General features: G+C 64.4%; 21 protein-coding genes. 12 read left to right on the forward strand and 9 right to left on the reverse strand.

The features are described from left to right. Window positions 1–388: 388 nt before the first annotated feature. On the forward strand, window positions 389–1,024 hold the full coding sequence (locus J6500_RS08670; RefSeq protein ID WP_225712263.1) for a 2-hydroxychromene-2-carboxylate isomerase: 636 nt from the start codon (window positions 389–391) through the stop codon (window positions 1,022–1,024). A gap of 731 nt (window positions 1,025–1,755) precedes the next feature. Here J6500_RS08670 and J6500_RS08675 read toward each other — a convergent pair. After that, on the reverse strand, window positions 1,756–2,898 hold the full coding sequence (locus J6500_RS08675; RefSeq protein WP_225712264.1) for an epoxide hydrolase family protein: 1,143 nt from the start codon (window positions 2,896–2,898) through the stop codon (window positions 1,756–1,758). A gap of 206 nt (window positions 2,899–3,104) precedes the next feature. On the opposite strand from J6500_RS08675, the gene J6500_RS08680 reads away from it, so the two are divergent. Continuing rightward, window positions 3,105–3,536, forward strand: a complete 432-nt coding sequence (locus J6500_RS08680; protein WP_225712265.1) for a hypothetical protein — start codon at window positions 3,105–3,107, stop codon at window positions 3,534–3,536. Window positions 3,537–3,744: 208 nt separating this feature from the next. On the opposite strand, the gene gfa is transcribed toward J6500_RS08680, so the two are convergent. The 4 genes from gfa to xoxF5 all read right to left on the reverse strand — a co-directional run bounded on the left by gfa (window position 3,745) and on the right by xoxF5 (window position 7,920). Beyond that, on the reverse strand, window positions 3,745–4,308 hold the full coding sequence (gfa, locus tag J6500_RS08685; protein WP_225712266.1) for an S-(hydroxymethyl)glutathione synthase: 564 nt from the start codon (window positions 4,306–4,308) through the stop codon (window positions 3,745–3,747). A 33-nt stretch (window positions 4,309–4,341) separates the two neighbouring features. Beyond that, the gene (locus J6500_RS08690; protein ID WP_225712267.1) at window positions 4,342–5,451 is read right to left on the reverse strand and encodes an S-(hydroxymethyl)glutathione dehydrogenase/class III alcohol dehydrogenase; all 1,110 of its coding nucleotides are present in this window, start codon (window positions 5,449–5,451) and stop codon (window positions 4,342–4,344) included. Between the two features lie 49 nt (window positions 5,452–5,500). Next, window positions 5,501–5,983: a c-type cytochrome, methanol metabolism-related gene (locus J6500_RS08695; protein ID WP_225712311.1), complete on the reverse strand. Its 483-nt coding sequence runs from the start codon at window positions 5,981–5,983 to the stop codon at window positions 5,501–5,503. Between the two features lie 128 nt (window positions 5,984–6,111). After that, a complete protein-coding gene (gene xoxF5, locus J6500_RS08700; protein ID WP_225712268.1) occupies window positions 6,112–7,920 on the reverse strand; it encodes a lanthanide-dependent methanol dehydrogenase XoxF5 in 1,809 nt (602 codons plus the stop codon). Window positions 7,921–8,312: 392 nt separating this feature from the next. Here xoxF5 and J6500_RS08705 point away from each other — a divergent pair, with 392 nt between their 5' ends. Both J6500_RS08705 and J6500_RS08710 read left to right on the forward strand, forming a co-directional pair. Continuing rightward, window positions 8,313–9,287 (forward strand): helix-turn-helix domain-containing protein, encoded by a 975-nt coding sequence (locus J6500_RS08705; RefSeq protein ID WP_225712269.1) that lies wholly within the window; start codon window positions 8,313–8,315, stop codon window positions 9,285–9,287. Between the two features lie 45 nt (window positions 9,288–9,332). After that, window positions 9,333–9,722, forward strand: a complete 390-nt coding sequence (locus J6500_RS08710; protein WP_225712270.1) for a YkvA family protein — start codon at window positions 9,333–9,335, stop codon at window positions 9,720–9,722. Here J6500_RS08710 and J6500_RS08715 read toward each other — a convergent pair. Next, the gene (locus J6500_RS08715) at window positions 9,719–11,095 is read right to left on the reverse strand and encodes a histidine kinase (RefSeq protein ID WP_225712271.1); all 1,377 of its coding nucleotides are present in this window, start codon (window positions 11,093–11,095) and stop codon (window positions 9,719–9,721) included. The genes J6500_RS08710 and J6500_RS08715 overlap by 4 nt on opposite strands. 187 nt (window positions 11,096–11,282) lie before the next feature. Here J6500_RS08715 and J6500_RS08720 point away from each other — a divergent pair, with 187 nt between their 5' ends. Both J6500_RS08720 and fghA read left to right on the forward strand, forming a co-directional pair. Next, window positions 11,283–11,903 (forward strand): response regulator transcription factor, encoded by a 621-nt coding sequence (locus tag J6500_RS08720; RefSeq protein WP_225712312.1) that lies wholly within the window; start codon window positions 11,283–11,285, stop codon window positions 11,901–11,903. 33 nt (window positions 11,904–11,936) lie between these two features. Further along, window positions 11,937–12,776, forward strand: coding sequence for an S-formylglutathione hydrolase (gene fghA / locus J6500_RS08725; protein WP_225712272.1), 840 nt, complete (start codon window positions 11,937–11,939; stop codon window positions 12,774–12,776). Between the two features lie 291 nt (window positions 12,777–13,067). Here the strand turns inward: fghA and J6500_RS08730 are convergent, their stop codons facing one another. Then, window positions 13,068–13,583: a DUF3280 domain-containing protein gene (locus J6500_RS08730; protein ID WP_225712273.1), complete on the reverse strand. Its 516-nt coding sequence runs from the start codon at window positions 13,581–13,583 to the stop codon at window positions 13,068–13,070. A 154-nt stretch (window positions 13,584–13,737) separates the two neighbouring features. Between J6500_RS08730 and pedA1 the strand changes: the two genes are divergently transcribed. From pedA1 to J6500_RS08760, 6 genes are all read left to right on the forward strand, one after another. Then, window positions 13,738–14,919, forward strand: coding sequence for a lanthanide ABC transporter ABC transporter substrate-binding protein PedA1 (pedA1, locus tag J6500_RS08735; RefSeq protein WP_225712274.1), 1,182 nt, complete (start codon window positions 13,738–13,740; stop codon window positions 14,917–14,919). Between the two features lie 5 nt (window positions 14,920–14,924). Next, window positions 14,925–15,905, forward strand: a complete 981-nt coding sequence (locus J6500_RS08740) for a YVTN family beta-propeller repeat protein (protein WP_225712275.1) — start codon at window positions 14,925–14,927, stop codon at window positions 15,903–15,905. After that, entirely contained in the window at window positions 15,902–16,723 is an 822-nt protein-coding gene (gene pedB, locus J6500_RS08745; RefSeq protein WP_225712276.1) for a lanthanide ABC transporter ATP-binding protein PedB/LutE, read from the forward strand. Before J6500_RS08740 ends, pedB begins: the two co-directional genes overlap by 4 nt. Then, window positions 16,720–17,583, forward strand: a complete 864-nt coding sequence (gene pedC, locus J6500_RS08750; protein ID WP_225712277.1) for a lanthanide ABC transporter permease protein PedC — start codon at window positions 16,720–16,722, stop codon at window positions 17,581–17,583. The genes pedB and pedC overlap by 4 nt, the downstream gene beginning before the upstream one ends. A gap of 41 nt (window positions 17,584–17,624) precedes the next feature. Continuing rightward, window positions 17,625–18,200 (forward strand): hypothetical protein, encoded by a 576-nt coding sequence (locus J6500_RS08755; protein WP_376707773.1) that lies wholly within the window; start codon window positions 17,625–17,627, stop codon window positions 18,198–18,200. A 109-nt stretch (window positions 18,201–18,309) separates the two neighbouring features. Then, window positions 18,310–18,609: a copper-binding protein gene (locus J6500_RS08760; RefSeq protein WP_225712279.1), complete on the forward strand. Its 300-nt coding sequence runs from the start codon at window positions 18,310–18,312 to the stop codon at window positions 18,607–18,609. Between the two features lie 26 nt (window positions 18,610–18,635). Here J6500_RS08760 and J6500_RS08765 read toward each other — a convergent pair whose 3' ends face one another. Both J6500_RS08765 and J6500_RS08770 read right to left on the reverse strand, forming a co-directional pair. Continuing rightward, complete coding sequence (locus tag J6500_RS08765) at window positions 18,636–19,196, reverse strand: PQQ-dependent catabolism-associated CXXCW motif protein (RefSeq protein ID WP_225712280.1); 561 nt, start codon at window positions 19,194–19,196, stop codon at window positions 18,636–18,638. Then, complete coding sequence (locus J6500_RS08770; RefSeq protein WP_225712281.1) at window positions 19,193–19,843, reverse strand: transporter substrate-binding domain-containing protein; 651 nt, start codon at window positions 19,841–19,843, stop codon at window positions 19,193–19,195. Before J6500_RS08770 ends, J6500_RS08765 begins: the two co-directional genes overlap by 4 nt. Window positions 19,844–19,881 lie beyond the last annotated feature (38 nt).

Genomic DNA, 19,881 nt, shown 5'->3' on the forward strand with positions numbered 1-19,881 from the left:
CGATGATGGAGTCGACCGCCAGGCAGGAGAAGCGGACAGATGTCCGTCGGCCCACCCTTGGAGAGGAGCATGACGCCACCGGCGCAAGCCAGCGACCTTGCTCAGCGGCAAGGTCTCGGTGCACGTTGAGGCAAACAGCAGCTGCTAGCCGCGTGTACTGCCGACAATCTGAACATATCCGCAGGACAGGAGCGCAAAGGCCACGCGCTCTCAGGTCCCGAAACACCACTGGTGTGTACCAGATATCCTTCGCTAAAACGAAGCAGGGCCCCGCTGATGCTTGAATGCACCGGGGCCCATTCGTTTGCCCGCCATCTCCGCCCGCCGCATCGCGTTGCATCCACGCTCCGGATCGGGAACAATCAGCGGCGATAGGTGAGGAACGATCATGGAAAAGCCGCGCGTGCGGATCTACACCGACTACAAGAGCCCCTACGCCTACGTCGCAAACGCGCGCCTGTTCGAGCTCGAGGACAGATACGGCGTCGAGCTGGAATGGCTGCCATACACGCTGCGCATTCCCGAATTCATGGGCACGGTCGAAGAGCGCACGCCGCATTTCTGGCGCAAGGTCCGCTACTCGTACATGGACGCGCGCCGCTTTGCCAATGCCCAGGGCCTCGTCATGAAGGGCCCGCGCCGGATCTACGACGCGTTCTATTCCAGCGCCGGCATGCTGTTCGCGCAGCGCCTCGGACTGTTCCGTCCCTATCACGACACGGTGTTCCGGCGGTTCTGGAATCACGAGCTGGAGATCGACGAGCTGTCCGAGATTGCCGGCGTGATCGCCGCGATCGGCGGCTCGGCCGCTGACTTCGAGGCCTATGCCCGCGGCCCCGCCCGCGCCGAGCATGACCGCATCATCGACGAGGCGGAGGCGCTCGGCGTGTTCGGCGTTCCCAGCATGGTGTTCAACGGCGAACTGTTCTGGGGCGGCGACCGCATCGACATGCTGATCGAGCGGATCAAGCATCCCGAGACGATCGCGACCGCACTGGGCAGCAGGCACCGGACATCGGCCTGATCCACTCAGGATCGCCCAGCACCCGGTGCGCTCCAGCTTGGGCTGCAGCGCCCTCGTCATGATCACCCGGTCGTGCGGGATCCGCCGCCAACTCGGTGTCATCGCCCGGCTTGACGGGCGATCCAGTATTCCAGAGACAGTCGTTATTGAGCGATGGGCCGCAGCGTACTGGATCGCCCGGTCCATGTGCGCAATTGCGCACAGGCCGGCGATGACAGTGTGGGTGGGGACGCAGCTTCGCCATCTCGCGACATGTCTTGTCCGAGTTTTGCATTTCGTTTCGCCGCTCCGAAAGCAGAGGGCGCAGGGAAAGCCGGGTGCCGATCGCACCCATGGGCCCCGTGCGATGGGTAGAAAGCACGGGGGGTAGGACCACAGGTGTAACCGGAACAACCCGGCTTTCCCTGCGCGATGGGTTACGGCTTATACGTGCTTACCCCGGCGAGACTGGGCTTTGTTGTCACCGCTTCCGCAAAGACGCTTGCACGTCTTGCGATAGGACACCTGCCGCTAGGGCGTCCGGCCTGCACGACTTCACCGTCCGCCTCGCGTGCTGTCGTCACTGACACGCGCGGCGTCCACCGCATCTCACCGCAACACCGTGACGATGCGCAGCGCCCCTCGATCGGGTGAGACGGACACATTGAACATCTGAGTTGGGGTCCGCGTCAAGAGAAAATTCGGAAAAGACGAACTGAAATCTCCTTTCGTCGCCGGTTAGCGGAAGGCGGCTAGCGCAGCGTACCGAAGAATTTGCGCAGGTCGGCGACGAACAGCTCGGGCTGCTCGAATGCCGAAAAGTGTCCGCCCTTCGGCATCTCGCTCCAATGCTGGATGTTGCTGAAGTTCGCTTCCATCCATTTGCGCACCGGCGTGACGATTTCCTTAGGGAAGACGGCAACGCCGGTCGGCACCGCCACCTTGTGCACGGTGCGCTTCTTCGCCCCGAAGCTTTCCCAATAGAGCCGTGCCGACGAGGCCGCTGTCGCGGTGACCCAGTACAGCATGACGTTGTCGAGCAGCTCGTCGCGGGTCAGGATGTTCTCGGGATGGCCGTCGCAATCGGTCCAGGCCCAGAACTTTTCCAGGATCCAGGCCGCCTGCCCGCTCGGCGAATCCGTCAGCGCATAGCCGAGCGTCTGCGGCCGGGTGGATTGCTGCTTGGAATAGCCCGAATCCCAATCGGCGTAGTACTTGATGCCGTTCAGCGCGCGCGTCTCCTCCGGCGTCGGCTGGCCCTCGACATTGGGGCGGGTCGACATCGCCAGCGTGACGTGGATGCCGGCGCAGTGCGCCGCGTCCAGCCCGCCGATCGCGGTCGTGACCGCCGAGCCCCAATCGCCGCCTTGCGCGAAATACCTGTCATAGCCAAGCCGCGCCATCAGCGCGGCCCAGGCGAGCGCGATGCGGTCGACGCCCCAGCCCGTGGCAGCCGGCTTAGCAGAGAAGCCGAAGCCGGGCAGCGACGGGCACACCACGTGAAAGGCATCGGCCGCGCGGCCGCCATGCGCGGTGGGGTCGGTCAGCGGCTCGATCACCTTGTGGAATTCGACCACCGATCCCGGCCAGCCATGGGTGATGATCAGCGGCCTCGCCTCGGGATGCTTCGAGCGGACATGGATGAAATGGATGTCGAGGCCATCGATCCCGGTGGTGAACTGGCTGAAGCGGTTGAGCCGCGCCTCGCGCTGGCGCCAGTCATAGTCCTCGGCCCAGTAGCGGCAGACGTCCTGGATCCATCGCAGCGGCGCGCCCTGGCTCCAGTCGTCGACCAGTTCGGCCTCCGGCCAGCGCGTCCGCCGCAGCCGGGTGCGGAGATCGTCGAGAACCTCGTCGCTGACGGATATGCGGAACGGGCGGATGGCGGTATTCATGGCGTCTCCCCGGGCGCTGGACCTCGCCAAGATAGAGACTGGCCGTTGATCGATCAAACCGGCCCGGCACCACCGGCCTGCACGACCATTGCACAACAAACCACAAGCGCTGCACGATCGCTGCCGCCGTCCTGCAAGGCAGCCTGTCACAACAGCTCGGGGATGAATCGCCGGCCAGCCGCGGCCCGCGTCCCACGGAGCTTCTCGTGACACCTTATCTGATGACCTTCCAGAACGCACAAGACGTCCTGCTGAAGCTCGCATTGCCGCTCATCATCGCATTCCTGTCCGCCTGGATCGTCATCAGGATGTGGATGAACAGGCGGGGCATCGATGCAAGCGGGTTCTCGCCGGCCGTCGTATCCGCTCTGCTGGCCCCTGTTCTCCTGCTCAGCTACTTCTTCGCCCTGCAAGCGACCCTCGAGAACAGCATCACCGGCCACGCAGCGCTTGCCATATTCTATGGCGTGATCTTCGCACCGACATATCTGCTGTTGCTGCCGTTCGGAATCACGGCTCTGGTCAAAGTGCACCGGCGGGGCAAGCCGCTCTACAACGGGCTGCTCTGCATCGTGCTGGCAGTCTGGCCGGTCCTGCAGCTGATGTGGATATCGTACCTGTCTGGAAATTGGGAGTAAGGACCGCAGGACACGTGGTCCTATCTCAGCGGATCTGCTTGCCGATCGCCGAGAGCCGGGATGCTCTGACAGGAAAATGCATGCCCCGGGGTCGCCCACGGGGCATGCAAGGTTCAAGGTCACGGGCAACATCGGCAACATCCGCTTCGCCGGCAGACCCCTCTGCCGGCGCGGGATTTGTTCAGGCCCAGCCGTACGGCAGCCTTGATCAGGCCGCTTTCGATTTCGCCACGTGGGTTGCGATCGCATCCATCAGCGGCGGTGACAGGCAGTCATAGGGCTCGAGCCCGAGCTCCTTCAGACGCGACCTGATCCCGGCCATGTCGGCCGGCTTGACGCCGGATTCGATCACCGACGAGACGAACGCGGCGAAGCCGGGCGCCGCCGAACCGGACTCCTGGAACAGCTCGGGATGGATGAAATCGAGGCCGTAGAACGGATGGCCCTTGTTCTCGATCCGGCCGTACATGTGGGTGCCGCAGCCGGTGCAGGCGTAGCGCTGGATCACCGCCGCGCTGTCGACGATCTTCAGCTTGTCGCCATTCTCCAGCACGGTGACGTTCTCGCGCGGCACCACGGCGACGACCGAGAAGGTCGCGCCGGCCGGCTTCCAGCATTTGGTGCAGCCGCAGGCGTGATTGTGAGCGACGTCGCCCTTGATGGCGACCTTGACCGGCTTGTCCGCGCATTTGCAGACGAGTGTCCCGCCGGCGAAGTTGCCCGAGCCCTGTTTGACGCCGTTGTCGACCGATGGGTGGATATGAACAGTCATTGGCCTATCCTCCTAGTGCTTGCTGTTTTGAGCTCAGAAAACGACGACCGAGCGGATCGATTTGCCCTCGTGCATCAGGTCGAATCCCTTGTTGATCTCCTCGAGCTTCAGCACGTGGGTGATCATCGGATCGATCTGGATCTTTCCGTTCATGTACCAGTCGACGATCTTCGGCACGTCGGTGCGGCCGCGCGCGCCGCCGAACGCAGTGCCCTTCCAGACACGGCCGGTGACGAGCTGGAACGGCCGGGTCGCGATCTCCTTGCCGGATTCCGCAACGCCGATCACCACCGAGACGCCCCAGCCGCGGTGACAGGCTTCCAGCGCCTGGCGCATCACGGTGGTGTTGCCGGTGCAGTCGAAGGTGTAGTCGGCGCCGCCATCGGTGAGGCCGACCAGATGCTGCACGATGTCGCCGGTCACCTTGGTCGGATTGACGAAGTGCGTCATGCCGAACTGCTTGCCCCAGGCTTCCTTGGCGTCATTGATGTCGACGCCGACGATCTTGTCGGCACCGACCATCTTGGCGCCCTGGATCACGTTGAGGCCGATGCCGCCGAGGCCGAACACCACGACGTTGGCGCCCGGTGTCACCTTGGCCGTGTTGACCACGGCGCCGACGCCGGTGGTGACGCCGCAGCCGATGTAGCAGCTCTTGTCGAACGGCGCGTCCTCGCGGATCTTCGCCACCGCGATCTCCGGCAGCACGGTGAAGTTCGAGAACGTCGAGCAGCCCATGTAGTGATAGACCGGCTTGCCCTTGTAGCTGAAGCGCGAGGTGCCGTCGGGCATCACGCCCTTGCCCTGCGTGGCGCGGATCGCGGTGCAGAGATTGGTCTTCTGGCTGAGGCAGCTTTTGCACTGCCGGCATTCCGGCGTGTAGAGCGGGATCACGTGATCGCCCGGCTTCACCGAGGTCACGCCGGCGCCCACCTCGCGCACGATGCCCGCGCCCTCATGCCCGAGGATCGACGGGAAGATGCCTTCGCTGTCGAAGCCGTCGAGCGTGTAGGCGTCGGTGTGGCAGATGCCGGTCGCCTTGATCTCGACCAGGACCTCGCCGGCCTTGGGCCCTTCCAGATCCAGCTCGACGATCTCGAGAGGCTTCTTTGCCTCGAATGCCACTGCGGCGCGCGTCTTCATCTTGGTCTCCACATCACGTTGAACAGGTTGTCATCCGCGCCGGACATGCTCACTTCTTGGTGTCGTTGCCCATGCAGGCGTCTTCGGCCTTGGTGTAGGCTTCCGACTTGTTTTCATGCTTGGCCGGCCGGACGCGCCCAACCGCGTCATTGGCGCGGGCGCGCAGGTAGACATAGAGGTCGTCCATGTAGCAGGCAACATTCGGATTGTCGCCGAACGCCGGCATCACGTTCTCCTGCGCCGTGTTGACGTTCTTGCGTCCGCTCGCGACCACGCTGAGGAAATCGCCGTAGCTCATCGACTTCAGCGAATTGGTCAGCGCCGGAGCGTAGGTCGATCCCATTCCGTCGGGACCGTGACAGACGTGGCACTCCGAGTGATAGCGGCGGTATCCGGAATAAGTGTACCAGTCCGTGGTGCCGTCGGACGTCACCTTGAACGTCGGGTTGCCATCCTTGTCGAGATACTTGCCGTCCTCATTTTTCACGGCGGCTGGATCACCCGCGTCCTCCGCGGAAGCAACTCCTCCCATTGCCACGACCAGGATCGCAGCAGTCACAAGCCAGATCTTACGCAAGAGCTCCATCCTCGCAGGTAACGATTTGAGACGGACCGGCGCATGGAGCACACTCCATGCGCCGGCACGAGGGTCGCGTCAGCTCATTGCTGCGGCAGCGCGAACACGGTGAGCGTGCCACCGAGCGCGGTGTAGTTGCTCAGCGCGGCGTAACCGCCGACTGCGCCGAGACCGGCCGTCGGATCCGTCAGACCGGCCGCAAGGCCGATGCCCGCCCAGCCACCGACACCCGAGAGCACGGCGACGTACTGCTTGCCGTTGTTCTCATAGGTCGTGACGTTGCCGATGATGCCGGACGGAGTCTTGAACTTGTAGAGCTCCTTGCCCGTCTTGGCGTCGACAGCCTTCAGGTAGCCTTCCAGCGTGCCGTAGAACACCACGCCGCCGGCGGTCGCGAGTGCGCCCGACCAGACCGAGAACTGCTCCTTGTTGGACCACACGATCTTGCCGGTCTTGCCATCCCAGGCAATGAAGTTGCCCATGTTGGTCTCGCCGGGAGGCGGATACATCGACAGCGTCGCGCCGACATAGGGCTGACCTGCGGTGTAGCTCACTTTGAACGGCTCATAGTCCATGCAGACGTGGTTGGTCGGGACATAGAACAGCTGGGTATCCGGCGAGTAGGCTGCCGGCTGCTGGTCCTTGGTGCCAAGCGCCGCAGGGCAGATGCCCTTGACGTTGACGTCCTCGCCGGCCTTGTCGGTCGACGCGGCATCGAGCACCTTCGGCCGCCCATAGGTCGGGGAGCTCTTGTTCATGTCGACGCCGGAGGTCCAGTTCACCTTCGGATCGTACTTCTCGGCGACCAGCAGCTCGCCGCTGCTGCGGTCGAGGGTGTAGCCGAGGCCGTTGCGGTCGAAGTGGGTGAGCAGCTTGCGCTCGGTCCCGCCGACCTGCTGGTCGGTCAGGATCATCTCGTTGACGCCGTCATAGTCCCACTCGTCGTGCGGGGTCATCTGGTAGACCCACTTGGCCATGCCGGTGTCGGCATTGCGCGCGAAGATGGTCATCGACCACTTGTTGTCGCCCGGACGCTGCTTCGGATTCCAGGTCGAGGGATTGCCCGACCCGTAGTAGACGAGGTTCAGCGAGGGGTCATAGGCGAGCCAGCCCCACGTGCAGCCGCCGCCGATCTTCCACTGGTCGCCCTGCCAGGTCTTGAGGCTCGAGTCCTTGCCGATCGGCTTGCCGAGATCGGTGGTCTTCTCGGGGTCGACCATGATCTGGTCATCCGGACCTTCGGAGAAGGCGCGCCAGACCTGCTTGCCCGACTTGATGTCGTAGGCGGTGACGTGGCACTGCACGCCGAACTCGCCGCCGGAGATGCCGATCAGGACCTTGTCCTTGACCACCATCGGCGCCGAGGTACCGGTCGAACCCTTGCTGGGATCGCCGTTCTTGGTCTGCCACTCCACCTTGCCGGTCTTGGCGTCGAGCGCGACCAGCGTGGTGTCGGCCTGGTGCAGGAAGATCTTGCCGTCACCATAGGCGACGCCGCGGTTCACCGTGTCGCAGCACATCACCGGGATGACGTTCGGGTCCTGCTTCGGCTCGTACTTCCAGACGATCTGATTGTCCTTGGAAAGGTCAAGAGCATAGACCTTGTTCGGGAACGGGGTATGGACGTACATCATGTTGCCGATGATCAGCGGCCCGCCTTCGTGGCCGCGCAGCACGCCGGTCGAAAAAGTCCAGGCGACCTGCAACTTTCCGACGTTCGAGGCGTTGATCTGATTCAGCTTGGAGTAGCGGGTGTTGGCGTAGTCGCCGGTGGGCATCACCCAGTCTTTCGGGTTCTGCGACATCTTGTGCAGTTCGTCGCTGGCATTGGCAGTCCCGGCGGCGAACACCGCCATTGCCCCAAGGCCAGTCGCGTAGAGCAGCTTGCGCATCGTGGATTCCTCCCAGTTTAAGAGCTCAGGGTTTTCCGTCGAAAACGGCCCACTTCTTCCATTTTGGTTCCCTAGGCGTAGCCCTGTTGATTCCGGGCGGCTTGTCCAAGAGCGAAGAGCCGTTTGCTCGAAAGTGAACCGAGCGCAAATATTTTCTGCGCCCTCCGCGAGGCCGGTTGATGCTGCACAGCATCAGCGCTGCGCAGCGCGCCGCGCGGCCGGAGCCGTCCCAAGGTTGCGCTTGACGGCGCAAGAACTTAGTCGGAGGATTGCCCGAAATTGACCGGGAGGAATCCAGCCTGCCCCCTCGCGACGAGGGGAAGGCGTATCATTCCAGACCGGACCTCGCGGATTGGCAGTCACGTTTGGGGATCGAATCGGTGGCTGGAAAAATGTCGGATACAGTCCATTCACTCAGCACGACCGGACTGACGCCGCGGCGGCAGATCCAGCGCTGGTCAGATGCCCTGACCGATCTGTGCGGTCAATTCGACATCGATCCGCTGGAGGGTTCCTCGCTCGAGGGCCGGATCAACTACACCACGGTCTCGCGGCTCAAACTGTGTCAGATCGAGGCAACCCAGCATCGCGTCGCGCACACCGTCTCGAATATCAAGCTCTCCGAGCACCCCTACATCAAGATCGTGTTCCAGACCCACGGCGTCTCGCATTTCGAGCAGAATGGCCGCCACTTCGACATCATGCCCGGCGACTGCTTCGCCTATGACGTGTCCTGCCCGCACACCATCATCAGTCCGTCGCTGACCCGCCACGAGGTGGTGATCGTGCCGAAGGACCTGTTGAAGGAGCGCGGCTTCCAGCTCTCCAAGATGGCGCCGTGCAAATTGTCGGCGCGCAACGGCACCGGCCGCATCGCCTATGATTTCGTGCACGCGGCCTTTGGCGAGGCCTCGAAGCTGTCGCCGGTGAACGCGGTCGGCGTCGCGGATTCGCTGATCGACCTCTTGTTGCTGCCGCTGCGCGAGACCGGCGCGATGTTCGACCGCGGCAGCGCCGAGGCGACCTATGTGCGGGCGCAAGGTTTCATCCGCGAGCACCTGCGCGATCCCGATCTGTGCATCGACCGGATTTCCGCGGCGCTCGGCTGCTCGAAGCGCTATCTGCACATGCTGTTCAGCGATCGCGGCATGACGGTCAGCGACTACATCTGGAAGGCGCGGCTGCAGCATTGCCGGCAGGAGCTGGAGAGCCAGAACGGCAAGACCATCACCGATGTGGCGTTCTCCTGGGGCTTCTCGAGCTCCTCGCATTTCAGCCGCGTGTTCCGGAAGTATTTTGGCATCGCGCCCTCCTCCGTTCACAAGAGCCAGCACGGCTCGCTGGCCGCCGACGTGGTGCTGGAATAGCGCCGCGCGCGGGCGTGCACGCACGCCAGCGGCGCTTGCCTCGTCATGCTATCCGCCATCAAAACATGGGCGCGTGACCTCAAGCGCGACAGTTTCGCGCTCTATCTCGCCTCGCGCGATCCCCGCGTGCCCTGGTACGTCAAGGCGCTTGCCGTCGCGATCGCAGCCTATGCGCTGTCGCCGATCGACTTGATCCCCGACTTCATTCCGGTTCTCGGCTATCTCGACGATCTGATCCTGCTGCCGCTCGGCATCTGGCTCGCGATCTCATTGATTCCCGCCGAGGTGGTGGCCGAATGCCGCGCCAATGCGGCCGCTGCCCTGCAGCGCCCGGTGAGCCGGGCCGGAATGATCGCGATCATCCTGCTTTGGATCGGCGGCGCGCTCGCACTGGTCTGGGCCGTCTTCACCTGGTGGCCGCGAACGGCGGCTTAAGGCACAGCGTTTGAGAACTGCGCGGCTTTGGGAACGAGCGCCTCGACGGTCACGCCGTCGTCGCCGGAATTGATGGTGAGCGTGCCGCCAAGCGCCAGGATTCGCTCGCGCATGCCGGTCAGGCCGTGCCCGAGCCTGTGATCCGGCCGCAATCCGCCGCCATTGTCGCTGATGCGCACCAGCGCGCAGTCCCGACTGCCGTGCACGCCAACCTGCCGTTCGGCCGGCTCGACCGTGATATCGACCGCGGTTGCGCCGGCGTGGCGGAACACATTGGTGAGGGCTTCCTGGACAATGCGATAGATTGTCAGATCGGCCGTCTCGCCGACCTCGCCGAGGCTGCCCGAGACGCGGCTTTCGATCGCGACCTCGGGATGCGTCTCGCTCCACAGCCGCACCAATGCACCGAGGGCTTCGCGAAGCCCGAGCTCGGCCAGTCCGACCGGACGCAGCCGTTCGAGGATCCGGCGGGTGAATTGCTGCAGCGCATTGACCTGCTCGAGGATGGCATTGCCGTGCTTGCGCAGCGCCGCAGGATCGGGCCTGTCGATCTCCGACAGGCGCGTCAGCGCGCCGGCATGCGCGCGCAGCGCAAACAGATAGGGCCCGAACTCGTCGTGCAGCTCGCGCGCGATCTCCTTGCGCTCGGAATCCTGCAGCGAGACCGCGCGCTCGGCGAGCTGTCGCTTGTCCTCCACTGCCTCGCCCAACGTCGCCGCCAGATGGTTCAGTTTGGTACAGATCGCGGCCAGTTCGGGCGATCCGCCGGGCTCGACGCGGGCGTCGTAAAAGCCCGCCTCGATGTTGGTCATCGCCTCGGACAGCGCCTGCAGCGGCGCCAGTGCGCGGCCGACGACCAGCATCGTCACCAGCAGCAGCACGGCCGCGATCGCGGTGCCGACCTCGAGTTGGGTGACGATGCCGTCCCAGATCTCTGCCATTTCGTCGTCGGGATGCGAGGTGATGAGCAGCGATTGCGGCTTGCCGCGAACGGAAACCGGCACCCGCACCGAAGTCTGCTCGGGATGAACCAGCGCGACGAACCAGGCCGGCGCCCGCGGTTCGCCGGTCTCCGCAGCGCGCTCGGGCACCTTCACCGTCGCGTCATCCTGCCGTGTGATGCTGACATGGCGCAGCCGGCTGAGGTCGCGGACGATCTGGTCGAGCCGCGCGTCGGGGTCCGGCGCCTCGTTCAGATCGGTCACGATGGTTGCGACAAACTCGCGCGCCAGCCGGATCACGCTCTGGTCCTCGGCCTGGACGCGCGGCCCCGCCTCCAGCACCAGCCGCGCGATATTGATGCCTAGTCCGAGCAGCAGGATCAATGCGAGCAGCAGGTTGATCCGCGCGCGCAAGGATAGATTTCGCCACATTGCATTGCCCCCGGCCGCTGCTCCTCCTCCCAGAGGATCGTTGACAGCCAAACTTGCCCGGCTATCTAATCCGAGCCTACTGCAATCTCGCACGCGGGGCACAAGCGTTTTGGAACCGATGTCGACGCGTTCACGTGCCGAATGATGCGACGAAAAATCGATGGAAGCAGGCCATTGGGACGAAGCGATGCGCATTCTGATCGTTGACGACCATCCGATCGTCGCCTCCGGCTGCCGCACCGTGTTCGCCGACGATCCCGCCATCGCGCTGCTCGAAGCCGCCGATGCCGAGAGCGGCGAGCAGGCTTTCGTCAGCGAGAAGCCCGACATCTGCGTCATCGACATCAACCTGCCGACGGTGTCCGGCTTCGAGCTGGCGCGCCGCATCCTGGCGCGCGATGCGACTGCCCGCGTCATCATGTTCAGCATGAACGACGACCCGGCATTTGCCGCCCGCGCCATCGACATCGGCGCCAAGGGCTACGTCTCCAAGACCGGCGATCCCAACGATCTGGTCGAAGCCGTGCGCGAGGTCGGCAATGGCGGCGTCTACCTGCCGCCCGCGATCGCGCGCAGCGTCGCGTTCGCGCGGCCGGGCTTTGCGCAGAATCCGCTGTCGAAGCTGACCTCGCGCGAGATGGAGATCCTGCGCCTGCTCTCTTCCGGCAAGAGCCTGTCGGAGATTGCCTGGCTGGTTCATTCCTCTTACAAGACAGTCGCCAACACGTCATCGATCATGCGCCAGAAGCTCGGCGTGCGCACCTCGGCCGAGCTGGTGCGATTGGCCATCGAGAGCGGCGTCGCCTGACGCGGCGCTCCCACAAAGTCAGGATCAGCACCGATGCAGACAGTTTCCCAGAACAAATCGCATGGCGGCACGCAGGGTGTGTATCGGCATCCAAGCAGCGAGACGAAGACCGACATGACGTTCTCGGTGTTCGTCCCGGACCATGCGGCCGGCGCCAGGCTGCCCGTCGTCACCTATCTGTCGGGTCTCACCTGCACCCATGCCAACGTCACCGAAAAGGGTGAATTCCGCGCCGCCTGCGCCGAGCTCGGCCTGATCTTCGTGGCGCCGGACACGAGCCCGCGCGGCGAAGGCGTGCCAGGCGATCCCGCCAATTCCTACGACTTCGGACTCGGCGCCGGCTTCTATGTCGATGCGACCGAAGCGCCGTTCGCGCAGAATTACCGGATGTGGAGCTACGTCACCGAGGAATTGCCGCAGCTGATTGCGGCGAATTTCCCGGTCGACACCACGCGGCAATCGATCCTCGGCCACTCCATGGGCGGCCACGGCGCGCTGACGGTGGCGCTGCGCCACCCCGATCGCTACCGCGCGGCCAGCGCCTTCGCGCCGATCGTGGCGCCCTCGCAGGTGCCGTGGGGCAACAAGGCGCTCGCCGGCTATCTCGGCAGCAACAAGGCGGCTTGGCGCAGGCACGACGCGGTGGCGCTGATCGAGGACGGCGCGCGCTTCTCCGAGCTGCTGGTCGACTACGGCGATGCCGACAATTTTCTCAACGAGCAGCTGAAGCCCGAACTGCTGAAGGCCGCGTGCGAGAAGGCGAGCATCCCCCTCACGCTGCGCCGCCAGCCGGGCTACGATCACAGCTACTATTTCATTTCGACCTTCATGGCGGATCATCTGCGCTGGCACGCAGCGCGGCTGAAGAAGTGATCCCGGCGCCAAACATCAAGTGTCGTCCCGGCGAAGGCCGGGACCCATTACCACCGAAGGTCGTGGTTGCACTGAGCTGGGGCTACGGCCTGCTTCAACAATCCACTCCTGTGGTTATGGGTCCCGGCCTTCGCCGGGACGACACGGGATATGTTGCGCCGTCAATCGCCCCATCACACTGAGAGGGTATGAAGCTTTGTCCCACCCGCCGCTATCATCGCCCTGACCGGGCGATCCAGTACGCCGCAGCCTATCGGCTCAATCACGACTGTCTCTGCAATCGCGCGCAAGTCAGCGCGCCGATGGCGCGCCGTAGTTCGGGGCGAGCAAGCGGTTGCGGATGAGGTAGCCGGTGGCGCGGGACCAGGATTCGTCCGTGTTGCCGCGCATGTCGGCGCTGCCGGCGGCGATCAACTGCCCCGTATGCACGTCGCGCAGATAGAGATTGATGTTGAGAATCAGGTTGGAGACCTTCTGCACCACACCGGTGATCGCGATGTCGGCACCGATCTCGCCCGCCAATTTGACGTCGCAGCCGCCGCAGGCCTGAAGATTGCTGCCGTGCGCCGCAGCATTGACCGGCGCGATGTCGAGCACGCGGAACTTGCCCGACTCCGCCAGCTCCTTGCGCACCTGCTCACCGGGCCGCGTGAGTCGCGCCTGCTCATCGGCCTGCGCGCCATTCACCTCGCCCTGCAGGCTGGTGTCGATCATCTCGAGATCGAACACCGCGACCTTGGGCGGTTCTGCATGTGCCGCTGCCGACGCAATGAGCATCGGCACGACCAGGATGAATGACGATCTCATGATTGTGAACCGAACAAATTTGTAACCTTGCAAGGACAAAAAGCGGGGTTGCAAGCTAGGCCAATTCGGTCATCTTGCAACCCACGGCATGATCTGGAAAGGAGCATGCTCAAGAACAGAAGACGCAAGAGAAGAAGACGTAACGGGAGGACTTATGCTCCGATGGCTGATCGGCACGATCGCGCTCAGTCTGATGGCGACGCGGGCGCTGGCGGCCGATCCGGTCGAAATCCGCATCGGTTATCTCGGTCAGGCTGCTGTCAAATCATCGCTGTCGCTGGTCGACCAGCCCGCCGAGAACAACGGCTTCGCCGGCGCACGCCTTGCGATCGAGGACAACAACACGACCGGCAAATTCCTCAACCAGCGCTTCGTGCTCGATGAGGTCAAGGTCAAGGACGGCGACGATGTCGCCAAGGCCGCGACCGATCTCGCGGCGCGCGACAGTTTCATCATCGCCGATCTGCCGGCCGACGCGCTGCTCAAGGTGTCCGATGCGTTGCGTGACCACGGCACCGTGCTGCTCAATGCGGGTGCAATCGACGACCGGCTGCGCGAGCAGGACTGCCGCGCCAACGTCATCCATGTCGCGCCGACCCGCACCATGCTCGCGGATGCGCTCGCGCAATATCTGGTGTGGAAGCAGTGGAAGCGCTGGGTGCTGGTCACAGGCTCGCACGATCAGGACAAGCTCTACGCCGATGCGCTGCGCCGCGCCGCCACCCGGTTCGGCGCCAAGATCGTCCAGGAAAAGACCTTCGAGGACACCGGCGGCGCTCGCCGCACCGACTCCGGCGTGACGCTGATCCAGCGCCAGATGCCGGTGTTCACGCAGCAGCTGCCGACCTATGACGTGCTGGTCGCGGCCGACGAGAGCGAGGTGTTCGCTGATTACCTGCCCTACCGGACCTGGGATCCGCGACCGGTCGCCGGCTCGGCCGGACTGGTGCCGACCAGTTGGGACGCCGCGCATGACCAATGGGGCGCGATCCAGATCCAGAACCGATTCGTCAAGCTGAACCAGCGGCGCATGACGGCGCTCGACATGCAGGCCTGGACCGCGGCGCGGATGATCGGCGAGGCGACTTCACGCACCAATTCCGGCGACGCCAGGAAGGTGATCGGCTTCCTCAAGGGACCGGATTTCTCGATCGCCGCGTTCAAGGGCACGCGGCTGACCTTGCGGGACTGGAATTTGCAGCTGCGCCAGCCGATCCTTTTGGCCGACGGCCGCATGGTGGTCTCGGTGTCGCCGCAGGAAGGTTTCCTGCATCAGGTGTCCGAACTCGACACGCTCGGTGTTGACCGGCCCGAGACGAAGTGCAAGCTGCGGTGAGGGAGATGAAACGTATGTGGCGCCAGGTTCTGCTCACCGGGATGGTCGCGTGGCTAGCCGCCGCGGCGCCGGCGTCCGCCTATGTCGCCTACGTGTCAAACGAAAAAGGCAACACCGTCTCGGTGATCGACACCAGCAGCTGGACCGTGACCAAGACCATCAAGGTCGGGCAGCGGCCGCGTGGCATCGAGTTCTCGCGCGACGGCAAGTTCGTGATGGTCGCGGTCGGCGACGACGACACCATCCAGGTGATCGACACCAAGACCAACGAGATCGTCGACAGCCTGCCCTCCGGCCCCGACCCGGAATTGTTCACCCAGGATGCCGCCGGCAAGACCATGTATGTCGCCAACGAGAACGACAACACGGTCACTGTGATCGACCTCGAGAAGCGCGCCCGGATCGGCGACATCCAGGTTGGCGTCGAGCCCGAGGGCATGACGATCAGCCCGGACGGCAAGATCCTGATCAATACCTCCGAAACCACCAACATGGCGCATTTCATCGACACCGCGACGCGCCAGATCGTCGCCAATGTGCTGGTCGATTCGCGCCCGCGCTTTGCCCAATTCAAGCATGACAGTTCGGAATTATGGGTCTCCTCCGAGATCGGCGGCACGGTGTCGATCGTCGATCCGGTCAAGCACGAGGTGACGGGCAAGATCACCTTCGACATTCCCGGCCTGCGCAAGGAGGCGATCCAGCCGGTCGGCATCGGCATGACCAAGGACGGCAAGACCGCGTTCATCGCGCTCGGCCCCGCCAACCGCGTCGCGGTTGTCGATGCCGTCAGCCACAAGGTGATCAAGTATCTCCTGGTCGGCCAGCGGGTCTGGCACATGGACTTCACGCCGGATGAAAAATATCTGCTGGTCACCAACGGCGTCTCCAACGACGTCTCGGTGATCGACGTCGCCGCCCAGAAGGTCATCAAGACCATCCAGGTCGGCGAATTGCCCTGGGGAATCACGATCGCGCAACCATGACCGCAACCGACCGGCACATCGCGAGCCCATCTGCGCCGGACGCCGCGCCCGGGCCGGGCGTTGCCGTGCAGCCGGCGCTGTCGATCGGCAATGTCAGCCACAGCTATGGTCCGCGCCGGGCGCTGATCGACATCAATTTCACCGTCGCGCCAGCCAGCTTCACCGCCCTGCTCGGCCTCAACGGCGCCGGCAAGAGCACGCTGTTCTCGCTGGTGACGCGGCTGTTCGGCATCCAGAACGGCCGCATCAGCATCTTCGGCCACGACATCAGCCGGACGCCCGGCGAAGCGCTGCGCCTGCTCGGCGTCGTGTTCCAGCCGCGCACACTCGATCTCGACCTCTCGCTGACGCAGAACCTGCTCTATCACGCCGCGCTGCATGGCATCTCGCGGCGCGAGGCGCGGCTGCGCAGCGCCGAAGTGCTGGAACGCATCAAGCTCGCCGACCGCGCTGGAAGCAAGGTGCGCGACCTCTCCGGCGGCCAGATGCGCCGGCTCGAGATCGCCCGCGCGCTGCTGCACCGGCCGCGCCTCCTGCTGCTCGACGAGGCCACCGTCGGGCTCGACGTCAAGGCGCGCGCCGACATCCTCGACCATGTCCGCCAGCTCGTCACCGAGCAGGGCATCGGCGTGCTCTGGGCGACGCATTTGTTCGACGAGATCATGCCGAACGACGACCTCGTGGTGCTGCACCAGGGCAAGATGCTGGCGCATGGCCCGGTGTCGCGTGTGGTCGCGGAGGCCGGCGCGCAGGACGTCAACACCGCGTTCATGCGCCTGACCGGAGCCGCAACGCTGGCAGGAAAGCCGCTGTCATGAGCAGCACGACTGCCGCCAGCACCACCACCACGCCCGCGCGCAGCGGCTTCTCGCTGTCCGAATATATCGTCTGCCTGAACGGCATCGTGTGGCGCGAGGCGCTGCGCTTCCTGCATCAGCGCGAGCGCTTCGTCTCGGCGCTGGTCAGGCCGCTGGTCTGGCTGTTCATCTTCGCCGCCGGATTCCGCCAGGTGCTGGGCATCTCGATCATCCCGCCCTACGAGACCTATATCCTCTACGAGGTCTATATCGCGCCAGGCCTGATGGCGATGATCCAGCTGTTCAACGGCATGCAATCCTCGCTGTCGATGGTCTACGACCGCGAGATGGGCAACATGCGCACGCTGCTGGTGAGCCCGCTGCCACGCGGCTACCTGTTGTTCTGCAAACTGCTCGCCGGCACCGCGGTCTCGCTGCTGCAGGTCTATGCCTTCCTTGCGATCGCCTGGTTCTGGGACATCGCCCCGCCGCCGATCGGCTACCTCACGGTGCTGCCGGCACTGGTGTTGTCGGGCCTGATGCTCGGCGCACTGGGCATGCTGATCTCGTCCGGCATCAAGCAGCTGGAGAATTTCGCCGGCGTGATGAACTTTGTCATCTTCCCGATGTTCTTCGCATCGTCGGCGCTCTATCCGCTCTGGCGCGTGCAGGAAGGCAGCCCGATGCTGTACTATGTCTGCCAGTGGAATCCGTTCACCCATGCGGTGGAGCTGATCCGCTTTGCATTGTATGGCAAGATGAACTGGGTTGCTCTCGCGGTGGTCGGCGGCTGCACGGTGGTGTTCATGATCGGCGCGATCCTGGCTTACGATCCATCGCGCGGCCTGGCGCGCCGCGGGCCCGGTGGAGGCGAGGCATGACCAAAGGTTGCCACCTCGGCATCAGTGCGCTGCTCGCGGTCATGCTGTCGAGCCCGCTCGCGCACGCCGCCGACCCGCGCTATCCGGATTGGCCATGCGCGCAGGCCAAGGTGCCGGAGATTTCGCTCGCCGCGGTCTGGGCCGGACCGCCGCTCGACGACGCCGCGACCAAATGGAAGGACGATCAGAAGATCAGCGCGCTGGTGGCACGGCTGTCGGCCCGCCGCCTCCCGCTCGAGGACGCGCAGAAGGAAATCACGGACTTCCTGTCGGGCTCGGCCGCCGACAAGGCGACGCGCGGCAAGCTGCTGTTCGCCGGCTTGTTCGATTCGCTCAATGCGCAGCGCAACTCGGTGATGAACGGGCTGGAGCGCGTCATGCGCAAGCAGCGCGAGGCCGCGGAAAAGATCCGCGCCGACACGCTGGCGCTGCAGGCCCTGCAGGACGCCACGCCGCCGGATCAGGCCAAGGTCGACGCGCTCGGCAACCAGCTGACCTGGGAAACGCGCATCTTCGAGGACCGCCGGCGCGTGGTGAAATTCGTCTGCGAGGTGCCGACCGCCATCGACCAGCGCCTGTTCGCGCTCAGCCGCACCATCCAGCAGGAACTGGACTAACCGCTGCGGCCAATTGCCCGAAGTATGACCCGGTTGGCGAGAGCCGGCGCGGAACCAATCGCGCCGCTCATTCGTTGCCTCCAACTCTATCCGAAATTGGGAGGCCCCGATGAGAGCAGCCAAAATCGTCCTGACCGGCCTTGCGGCCGCAAGTCTGATCACGTCAGCGGCGTTGGCCCAGCAATCCCAGTCGGGAATGATCACGAAGATTGACCGATTGGCCGGAACCATCTCCATCGCACCGGTTCAATCCGGCACAGTGGGTGCCTCCAGCGGCTCGGCGCAGGAATACAAGGTCCCCAAGGAGCAGTCCCTCGAGCCCTTCCACGCCGGCGACAAGGTGACCTTCTCCGCCACCGACAGCGGCGGCGGCAAGACCATCGGCAAGCTCGAGAAGCAGAAGCCATAACATCGGCGGTCCGGGCGGCGGCGGGATCAGTTCTCGCCCTCGCGCGGCTCCGGCTCCACATTCGCCAGCGGCAGTTTGGCGCGCTCCCAGCCATCGGTCCCGTCCGGGTACCACGCGACATTGCGGTAGCCGTACGACAGCACGCGCTTGGCGGCGTTCCACGACATCCAGCAATTCTCCTGGCAATAGATCACGAGCAAGGCTGCCGTGTTGCCGCCCGAAGCGCGGGCGAGGCCGCGCTTCAGGTAATCCTCGGTCGGCGCCGCGAGCTTGCCGTAGCCGGTGTCGGGCAGCCAGATGCTGCCGGGGATGTCGAGATGCGGCCGCTCGCGCCACACCGTGCCGGCGGGCAGGTTCGGCTTCGGCGGGCGCGGCAGCACGTCGATGAAGGCGCCGGACTTATCGCGCCAGATCGCTTCCGCTTCGGCAGTCGTGAGCACGCGCACGCCCGCCAGCGTCGCCGGCACCGGGGCACGGTAGTTCTCCGTGCGATAATCATCAGGTTCGGCGGGCTTGTCCTGTGCATGAACCGGCGCCGCAGCGACGAGCATCGCGGCGGCGAGCAGGGCTGCGCGTAGTCCGGTCATGGCGACTTGTTTGCGCTCTCCGGACCGATCGGCCGATTGTTCTCGTCGAGCAGCGGGACGCCGAAATCGAGCAGGATCTTGTTGATCGCCGGCTGGTTTTCCTGGATCAGCTTGTTGAGCTGGCGTTTCCAGGCCTGATCGGCCGAACGCACGCCCGCCATGTTGGTCGCCGGCGGCGTGCCCGCGACGATGCCGATATGCTTGCCCTTGAGCCGCTCGTCCTCGAGCGTAGACACGTCTTCGAGACCGCTGCCCGGCTTGGCGACCAGCGCATAGGCCGTGCGGTAATACGGATTGGTCGCCTGCGCGAGTTCGTCGCCTTGTGGGAATCCCATGATCACATCGCAGCGATGCGATCCGAGCGTCATCCGCACGAAGCCGGTCGCCTGCGGAAAGAACATGTAGTCGAGCCGCTTCTGCAGCTTCTCGGCGAGCAGCTCGCCGATCTTGTTCTCGAACCCCTCACCCTTCTCGTTGGAGAACGGCAAATTGCGCGGATCGGCGCAGATGCGCAGCACCTTGGGATCGATCAACTCGATCGAGAGTTCGCCCTGATCGTTGACCTGCGCGCGCGCAATGTCAGGGCCGGCGAGGCAGGCGATACCGGCGATTGCGAACAGGATGAATCGGCGTCCGACAAATCTCATCACGAAGTCTCCTCCTGATCGGACGGTGCGTCATCGCT

It is taken from the genome of Bradyrhizobium semiaridum (genome assembly GCF_020329505.1).
GTDB classification, from domain to species: domain Bacteria; phylum Pseudomonadota; class Alphaproteobacteria; order Rhizobiales; family Xanthobacteraceae; genus Bradyrhizobium; species Bradyrhizobium semiaridum.